7 protein-coding genes are annotated in these 5,748 nt (G+C 73.7%); 2 read left to right on the forward strand and 5 right to left on the reverse strand.

Features of this window, described 5'->3' with window-relative positions:
• Window positions 1-56: 56 nt before the first annotated feature.
• Genes DQW06_RS20380 through DQW06_RS20395 form a run of 4 tightly spaced genes read right to left on the reverse strand, consistent with a single transcriptional unit; the run spans window position 57 to window position 3,826 of the window.
• On the reverse strand, window positions 57-1,268 hold the full coding sequence (locus DQW06_RS20380) for an acyl-CoA dehydrogenase family protein (RefSeq protein WP_117199118.1): 1,212 nt from the start codon (window positions 1,266-1,268) through the stop codon (window positions 57-59).
• A gap of 2 nt (window positions 1,269-1,270) precedes the next feature.
• Entirely contained in the window at window positions 1,271-2,296 is a 1,026-nt protein-coding gene (locus tag DQW06_RS20385) for a phosphotransferase family protein (protein WP_071622403.1), read from the reverse strand.
• The gene (locus tag DQW06_RS20390) at window positions 2,293-3,069 is read right to left on the reverse strand and encodes an SDR family oxidoreductase (protein WP_013153936.1); all 777 of its coding nucleotides are present in this window, start codon (window positions 3,067-3,069) and stop codon (window positions 2,293-2,295) included. Before DQW06_RS20390 ends, DQW06_RS20385 begins: the two co-directional genes overlap by 4 nt.
• A 1-nt stretch (window position 3,070) precedes the next feature.
• Window positions 3,071-3,826 (reverse strand): SDR family oxidoreductase, encoded by a 756-nt coding sequence (locus DQW06_RS20395; RefSeq protein WP_013153935.1) that lies wholly within the window; start codon window positions 3,824-3,826, stop codon window positions 3,071-3,073.
• 149 nt (window positions 3,827-3,975) lie between these two features.
• Between DQW06_RS20395 and DQW06_RS20400 the strand changes: the two genes are divergently transcribed.
• On the forward strand, window positions 3,976-4,269 hold the full coding sequence (locus DQW06_RS20400) for a GNAT family N-acetyltransferase (protein WP_013153934.1): 294 nt from the start codon (window positions 3,976-3,978) through the stop codon (window positions 4,267-4,269).
• Window positions 4,270-4,431: 162 nt separating this feature from the next.
• Here DQW06_RS20400 and DQW06_RS20405 read toward each other — a convergent pair whose 3' ends face one another.
• The gene (locus DQW06_RS20405; protein WP_071622402.1) at window positions 4,432-5,388 is read right to left on the reverse strand and encodes an NADPH:quinone oxidoreductase family protein; all 957 of its coding nucleotides are present in this window, start codon (window positions 5,386-5,388) and stop codon (window positions 4,432-4,434) included.
• A gap of 183 nt (window positions 5,389-5,571) precedes the next feature.
• Here DQW06_RS20405 and DQW06_RS20410 point away from each other — a divergent pair.
• Window positions 5,572-5,748 (forward strand): carboxylesterase family protein (locus DQW06_RS20410; protein ID WP_370449112.1); only part of this gene is annotated, 177 nt, incomplete at its 3' end.

Raw genomic sequence — 5,748 nt, forward strand, 5'->3', positions numbered from 1 at the left:
GGCCGGACGCGACGCGTCCGGCCCCCTCGTGCGCTCCCCGGGGTGCGCACGCGCCGCTAGCGGTACTTGCGCAGCTCCGCGCGGCCCAGCGAGCGCAGGTGCACCTCGTCGGGCCCGTCGGCCAGCCGCAGCGACCGCACCCCCGCCAGCCATCCGGCCAGGGGCAGGTCCTGGCTGACCCCGGCCGCGCCGTGCGCCTGGATCGCCTTGTCCAGGATCCACTCCACCGTGCGCGGGGTGGCGATCTTGATCGCCTGGATCTCGGTGTGCGCGCCCCTGTTGCCCACGGTGTCCATCAGGTACGCGGTCTTGAGCACCAGCAGCCGCAGCTGCTCGATGGCCACGCGCGCCTCGGCGATCCACTCGCGGACCACGCCCTGTTCGGCCAGCGGCCTCCCGAAGGCCACGCGGTCCAGCACCCGGCGGCAGGTGAGCTCCAGGGCGCGCTCGGCCATGCCGATGCCGCGCATGCAGTGGTGGATGCGGCCCGGCCCCAGCCGGGCCTGGGCGATGGCGAACCCCTCGCCCTCACCGCCGACCAGGTTCGAGGCGGGCACCCGCACGTCCTCGAACACGACCTCGGCGTGGCCGCCGTGGTCGCTGTCGTCGTAGCCGTACACCGTCATGCCCCGCCTGACCGTCAGCCCGGGGGTGTCGCGCGGCACCAGCACCATGCTCTGCTGCCTGTGCCGCTCGGCTTCGGGGTCGGTCTTGCCCATCACGATGAACACGGCGCACTCGGGGTTGAGGGCCCCGGTGATGTACCACTTGCGTCCGTTGACCACGTACTCGTCGCCGTCGCGGACGATGCTGGTGGTGATGTTGGTGGCGTCGGAGGAGGCCACCGCGGGCTCGGTCATCGCGAACGCCGACCGGATCCGGGCGTCGAGCAGGGGCTCCAACCAGCGCTCGCGCTGCTCGGGGGTGCCGAACATCGTCAGCACCTCCATGTTCCCGGTGTCGGGCGCGGCGCAGTTGAGCGCGATCGGCGCCAGGCGCGGACTGCGCCCGGTGATCTCCGCCAGCGGCGCGTACCGCAGGTTGGGCAGGCCGCCGTGTTCGGGGTGGCCCGCCAGGAACAGGTTCCACAGCCCGCGCTCGCGCGCCTCGGCCTGGAGCTCGCGCACCACCGGCGCGGTGGACCAGCGGTCCTCGCGCACGGCCAGCTGCTCCTCCAGCACCGCCTCGGCCGGGTAGACGCGCTCGTCCATGAAGGCGAGCAGCCGTTCGCGCAGTTCCTCGGTCTCTCTGTCGTGGGCGAAGTCCATATTCAGTCCTCCTCGAGCATGGTGTGGGCGCGCTCCACCAGGGGCGCGACCACCTCGCCGATCCGGTCGAAGCCCGCTCCGACGGTCAGTCCCCGGCTGTGGCGGAAGTGGATGCCCTCGGCGATGACCGCGAGCTTGAAGCAGCCCAGGGCCACGTACCAGCCCAGCCGGGACACGTCGCGGCCGGTCGCGGCGGCGTACATGCCCACCAGCTCCTCGGGGGAGGGGTAGCCCTCGGCGGAGGTGGCGGGCACGGCGCCCACGCCCACGGGCTGCGCCTGGTAGACGAGCATCAGGCCCAGGTCCACGAGCGGGTCGCCGAGCGTGGCCATCTCCCAGTCCAGGACCGCGTTGATGCGACCTCCGGAGGTGACCAGCACGTTGTCCAGGCGGTAGTCGCCGTGCACGATCGCGGGCGCCGACTGCTCGGGCAGCGTCGCGGCGAGCCTCTCGTGCAGCTCGTCGATGCCGGGGATGTCCCGGCTGCGGGAGGCCTCCAGCTGCTTGCCCCAGCGGCGCACCTGGCGTTCCAGGAACCCCCGCGGGCGGCCGAAGTCGCCCAGCCCGACCTCCTCGGGCTCCACCGCGTGCAGCTCGCCCAGGGTGGCGATCAGCGCCTCGGCCAGGCCGCGGACGCCCTCGGCGCCCAGCGGGGCGATCTCGTCGCGGGTGCGGAAGGGGGTGCCCGCCACGTGTTCCATGACGTAGAACGGCGCGCCCAGCACCTCGGCGTCCTCGCACAGGACGTGTGTGCGGGGGACGGGCACGGCGGTGTCGCGCAGCGCGCTCATCACCCGGTACTCGCGGGGCATGTCGTGCGCGGTGGCCAGCACGTGGCCCAGCGGGGGGCGGCGCACCACCCAGCTGCCCGCGCCGTCGGTGACCACGTAGGTCAGGTTGGACTTGCCGCCCGCCACCACCCGGCCCTCCAGGGGGCCCGAGACCAGGCCGGGCACGGCCGCGTCCAGGTAGGCGCGCAGGCCGGCCAGGTCCAGGCCCGGGAGCGCGTCCGTGTGTTCGCCGCTCACGCCCGCTCCTCGAAGACCCTGGCCTGGAGGCGGCGCATCCCCGCGAGCCAGCGGTCGGTGTCGTCGGCCCGGGCCGCGTAGTGGTCGGCGACCTGGGGGTGCGGCAGGATCAGGAAGCGCCCGTCGGCCAGGCCGACCATCACCGCGTCGGCGACCTCCTCGGGGGTGATCGCCTCCGGGGACAGGATGGCCCTGCCGGTGTCGCCGCTGCTCTCCAGCAGGTTGGTGCGCACGCCCATCGGACACACGCACTGCACGGTGATCCCGCGGTCGCCGTAGGTGGCCGACATCCACTCGCCGAAGGCCAGAGCGGCGTGCTTGGTCACCGAGTACGGCGCGCTGCCCAGCATCGTGAGCAGGCCCGCGGCCGACACCGTGGTCAGGAAACGGCCCCGTCCGCGCTCCAGCCAGCCGGGCACCAGCTCGCGGGCGGCGCGCACGTGGGCCATCACGTTGACCTGCCAGGCCAGGTCCCAGTCGGACTCCGGGGCCTCGGGGCCGCCGCCCACGCCCACGCCCGCGTTGGCCACGTACAGGTCGATGCCGCCCAGGTGCGCCCCGGCCTCGGCCACGAGCGCGGTGACGCCCGCCTCGCCGGCGGCGTCTCCGGGAACGGCCACCCCGCCGATCTCGGCGGCCACGGCCTCGGCCGCGCCCGCGTCCAGGTCGTTGACCACCACGCGCGCCCCGGCTCCGGCGAGCCTGCGCGCGATCGCGGCGCCGATGCCGTTGCCCGCGCCGGTGACCACGGCCCCGGTGTCGGTCAGGTCCATGTCACACACCTCCGGTGAGGGTGAGGCCGCCGTCCAGGACGAGGGTGCGGCCGGTGATCCAGGAGGCGTCGTCGGAGAGCAGGAAGGCCACCGCGCCCGCCACGTCCTCGGGCTCGCCCAGGCGCCCCAGGGGGTACTGGGCGGCGACCTCCTCCTCGCGCCCCTCGTAGAGGGCGGCGGCGAACCGGGTCTTGACCACGGCCGGGGCGACGCCGTTCACGCGGACCCCCGGGCCCAGTTCGACGGCCAGCTCCTCGGTGACGTGGATGAGCGTCGCCTTGGTGGCGCCGTAGAAGCCGATGCCGGGGGCGGGCCTGGTCCCGGCCACGGAGGAGACGTTGACGACGGCGCCGCCGTGCTCGGCCATCCAGGCGTGGTAGGCCTTCTGCGTCCACGAGATCGCGGACAGCACGTTGACCTCGAAGATCTTGCGGGCCGCGTCCAGGTTCAGGTCGATCATCCGCCCGTAGACCGGGTTGATGCCGGTGTTGTTGACGAACATGTCGATGCTGCCGAAGGCCTCCAGGGTGGCGGCCACGGCCGCGTCCTGGTGCTCGGGATCGTCGGCCCGGCCGGGGACGCCGATGGCGTGCTCGGGTCCGCCCAGGGCCTTGACGGCCTCCTCCAGGGGCTCGGGCCTGCGCGCCGTGACGCACACGCGCGCGCCCTCGTCGACGAGCCGCTGGGCGACGGCCAGGCCGATGCCCCGGCTCGCGCCGGTGACGATGGCGGTCCGCCCGCCGAACCGGGATGTCATTCCGCTCTCCTTAGACCGACTGGTCGGTATGTCAGGGCGACTCTATGTCGGGGGAGGTGCGTGCCGCAAGGGGCGAAAGGGACGCCGAGGCGGGACAATGGCGGCGCGGGCCGACGACGTCCCCCGCGGACCGGAGAGTGAGGGCTTCCATGACGACCGACGTGGTCGATGTACGGGACAGGAAACGCTACGAGATCAGGGTCGACGGGGAGGTGGCCGGGTTCGCCGAGTACATCCTCACCGACGACATGGTGACCTTCACCCACACCGAGATCGACCCCGCCCACGAGGGGCGGGGCCTGGGCGGAACCCTGGTCAGGGGGGCCCTGGACGACGTACGTCCGCGGGGCCTGGCGGTGCTGCCCCTGTGCCCCTTCGTCAAGGGGTGGATCCAGCGCCACCCCGACTACACCGACCTGGTCTACCGGAGCGCCGCCGAGTAGGGCCGGCCGCGCGGAGGGCTCCCCCCGGGCTCCCCGTGGCGGTGTCCGTCCGGCGCGGCGGACCGGCGCGGCGCTCACCGGGTTCGCGCCGGTCCGCCTCCGGGCCGTTGAAATCCGACACGTCGGACATTTAGTGATCTACGCGGTAAAGGTGGCGCTTTCTCAGGCGGTGGTGTCGAGGGTGAGTTTGCCGACGGTTCCCCGGGAGCGCAGCGCCTCGTGTGCCCGCGCGGCCTCGCCCAGGGGGTAGGAGCCGCCCAGGACGGGCCTCAGGTGCCCCTCCGCCACCAGTGTGAACAGCTCGGCCATCGCCCGGCTCATCACGTCGCCCGGCAGCGTCCACACGTGCGGCAGCCACATGCCGCTCACGCTGGTGGAGAAGCGCATGAGGTTGGCGGGCTGCACCGGGCTGGGCAGCTCGCGCGAGGCCATTCCGTAGAAGGCCAGGCGTCCGAACGGCGCCAGTGCCCGCACGCTCTGGTCGGTGACCCGGCCGCCCACCATGTCCAGGACGGCGTCCACGCGCTGGCCGCCGTTGGCCTCGATCAGCGCCTCGGTCATGTCGGGGGCCGCCGAGTCCACGACGGCGTCCGCGCCCAGCTCCACGGCCAGCGCGCGCTTGTCCTCGCTGCTGGCCACGGCGACGACCCGCCCGGCGCCGAACCGCTTGGCCAGCTGGACGGCGAGCGTGCCCACGCCGCCCGCCGCCGCGTGCACCACGACCGTCTCGCCCGGGTCCATCCGCACGGACCTGCGCAGCAGCACCCAGGCGGTGGCGCCCTGCACGATCAGGGCGAGCGCGTCCTCGTCCGAGACCCCGTCGGGGACGTCGAAGGCCGTGCCGGTGGCGGCGGTGGCCTTCTCGGCGTAGCCGCCGCTGGTGGTCAGGGCGACCACGCGGCGGCCGTCGGCGGTGCGTCCGGCGATCTCCATGCCCGGGACCAGCGGAAGCGTGGCGGGGGCCAGATAGCTGTTCTCGGCCTGGTGGGTGTCGGCGAAGTTGACCCCGGCGCGGGTGACGTCGACGAGGACCTCGCCGGGGCCCGCCTCGGGGTCGGGCAGTTCGGTGAGGCGCAGGACCTCGGGTCCGCCGAACTCGGTGATCTGGATGGCGCGCATGGGCGTCCCCTCCTTCGTCTGTTCATACCGACCAGGTGGTATGTTACCGGTCGGTCGGGTTCGGGCGCCCGCCGCGTCCCGGCCGTTCGGACGGGTGTCGCGGGCGGGGGCGTCGCCGCGGTGGCGCCCCCGGGTCTTGCGCCGGTCTGCCTAACGTTGTTAGGTGTGGGGTGCCGCGCACCGATGGGGAGGACGCACGTGGACGCCGAGTACACAGTGACGACAGCAGCCGGACGGGTCCGGGGCACCGCCTCGCCGCGCTCCGAGAGCGGCGGGGTCGCCGTCTACCGGGGCGTGCCCTACGCCGCCGCCCCCTTCCGAGAAGATCGCTTCGCCGCCCCCGCGCCCGCCGCCCCCTGG

Source organism: Nocardiopsis sp. TNDT3, assembly GCF_003427465.1.
GTDB classification, from domain to species: Bacteria; Actinomycetota; Actinomycetes; order Streptosporangiales; family Streptosporangiaceae; genus Nocardiopsis; species Nocardiopsis dassonvillei.